The following is a 2,381-nucleotide window of genomic DNA, read 5'->3' as shown; positions in this document are numbered from 1 at the left end:
ACGGGCTGGCCCGCTTCGCCGGGGCGCGCGCTCCCGACGAGTCGGACGACTGAGCGCCAGGCGCCGCGGGAGACGAAGCGGACGACTGAGCGCCAGGCGCCGCGGGAGACGAAGCGGACGACCGAGCGGCCGTGCCGCGGGAAACGACGGCGCGGATCCCGGAACGCGAACCGCGCGGGGAAAACCCCGCGCGGTTTCGTTTTCGCCTCGTCCGCGGCGGACGGCGTCAGGCGTACATCGCCGCGCGCGCGGTCGCGAAGAGCCCCGGCATGTGGCCGACGAGATCCGCCACCTCGTCCTGCTTGAGGTTGAGGATCTTCACCGCCGGATGGCCGTTGAGGTCGATCGCCGGCTCGGCGTCGCCGCCGAGACCCAGCTTGTGGGCCATCTGGTCGGCGAAGGCGACGGCCGCGACCATCTCCTTGTGGTCGGTCGCCTGTTCCGGGTGGTGGTGGCGCCGCGCGACGACGACGACCGCCTCCGGCAGCCGCCAGTTCGCGGCGAGCATCGCGCCCGCCTCCTCGTGGTACTGGTCGACCATCAGCATCTGTTCCGGCGCGAGGTCGCCGCGGCGGATCCCCGCCGACTCGCGCAGCGCCTTGATCAGCGCCAGGCGGCCGAAGTCGTGCAGGAGGCCGCAGAGGAACGACTCCTGGCTGTCGATGTTCGCCATGTCGGCGACCAGCCGCGCGCCGAAGGCGACGGCGAGGGCGTGCTCCATCAGCGAGGCGCCGAGCGTGCCGTAGACCTGCGGGTCGGCCATCCGCGAGCGGAGGACGAGGGCGAGGACGAGGTTCTTCACCTGCTGCAGGCCGACGCGGACCATCGCGTACGGCAGGTCGGTGATCTCCGACCGCCCCCCGTAGAGCGCGGAGTTGGCCACGCGCAGGACCGAGCTCGCCAACACCGGATCCTTGCTGACGAACTCCGCCAGCTTCCGCGCGTTGACGTTCGGCGACTTCATCTCCTCGAGGATCCGGACCGCGACGTCCGGCAGCACGGGGAGTTCGCCCGCGCCGGCGAGCAGGTTGCGGATCACGTCCTGCGGAGAGTGCGGAACTGGGGGGGTCACGGATTTCCTCGCTGCGGCGGCCCCTGCGGCGGGGCGGAAGAGGAACGGGCCGAGCGCCCGTCCCGTCGATTCTGCGTCCTCGACCGGAAACTTGCATCCCCCCGGTCGCCGGGTGCATCTTGGCCCCGCCGCGGCAGGCCGTCCCGCGCCGTCCGGCGCGGGAGCGCGACCCGCATCCCGACGAGGGACCAGCCCATGGCCGATCCGAACTCCACCGATAAGATCGAAGTCCAGTGTCCGCTGTGCAAGGGGACCCTGACGATCGACGTCGCCACCGGCATCGTGCTCCACGCGGCGGCGCCGCGGGGAGACGGGACCGACTTCGAGACGGCGCTGGGCGAGCTGCGCGCGGCGGACGGCTCGCGCGAGCGGCAGTTCGCCGACGCCTTCAAGGCCGAGAGCGCGCGCCGCGCCTCGCTGGACAAGAAGTTCGAGACGGCGAAGGAGAAGGCCGCCGCCGATCCGCGCAAGAAGCGGATCAATCCGATGGACTACGACTGACCGTGACGACCCGCCGCTTCCTTTCGACGCTCGCCGTGGCCGCGCTGGCGCTCGCCGCCGCCGGCTGCGGGCGGAGCGTGGAGCGGCAGGTCGACGCGATCTACGCCGCGGAACGGGACGGCCGGCTCGACCAGCGGACGCTGGAGATCGCGCTGCGCGCCTCCCAGCCGAAGGTCCGCGCGACCGCCGCCGCCGCGATCGGGCGCAGTCGCAACGAAGAGCTGATCCCGCTGCTCGCGATCGCCGCGGCCGACAAGGATCCCGGCGTCCGCGCCAGCGCCGCCGGCGCGCTGGGGCAGCTCGGCAGCGCCAAGGGGGTGCCGACCCTCGACCCGCTGGTCGGGGATCCGATCGCCCTCGTCCGTCGGCGGGCGATCCAGTCGCTGGCCATGCTGCGCGCCCCCGAGGGGGCGACGCCGCTTTTCCGCCTGCTCGACGAACCGGACGAGGACGTCCGGCGCGCGGCGATCGAGGCGCTGAGCGAGATCGGCGTGCCCGAGGCGTCGGACGCGGCGATGGCCGCGCTCGACGACGACGACCAGCTCGTCCGCTTCGCCGCCTTGGACGCCCTGGCCCGCCTGAAGGACCCCTGCTCGCGCGACCTGCTCTCCGGCCTGCGCGACGCCAGCGACCCGCAGGAGCGGGGCGCGGCGCGGCGGATCCTGCTCGACCTCGACCCGGGCGCCTCGTGCGGCCCGGCCGGCCCGCCGATCCCGCCGGCGGTCGCCAAGAAGCTGGAGGAGGCGGAGAAGGCGCGTCTGGCCGCGGAGAAGGCGGCGGCGGACGCGGCGGCGCGCGAGGCCGCGGC

General features: G+C 73.8%; 3 protein-coding genes. 2 read left to right on the top strand and 1 reads right to left on the bottom strand.

Annotated features, from left to right (window positions below; genetic code table 11):
• Positions 1–226: 226 nt before the first annotated feature.
• Entirely contained in the window at positions 227–1,072 is an 846-nt protein-coding gene (locus tag LLG88_00770) for an HDOD domain-containing protein (protein ID MCE5245443.1), read from the bottom strand.
• Between the two features lie 195 nt (positions 1,073–1,267).
• Between LLG88_00770 and LLG88_00765 the strand changes: the two genes are divergently transcribed.
• Together LLG88_00765 and LLG88_00760 are read left to right on the top strand one after the other, a co-directional pair.
• Entirely contained in the window at positions 1,268–1,573 is a 306-nt protein-coding gene (locus LLG88_00765; protein MCE5245442.1) for a hypothetical protein, read from the top strand.
• Between the two features lie 2 nt (positions 1,574–1,575).
• Positions 1,576–2,381: HEAT repeat domain-containing protein (locus LLG88_00760; GenBank protein ID MCE5245441.1), on the top strand; the 806-nt coding region annotated here is incomplete at its 3' end.

This window comes from bacterium, from assembly GCA_021372775.1.
Classification (GTDB): domain Bacteria; phylum Acidobacteriota; class Polarisedimenticolia; order J045; family J045; genus JAJFTU01.
The sequence above is the reverse complement of the archived record's forward strand: the minus strand, read 5'-3'. Positions and strand labels throughout refer to the sequence as shown.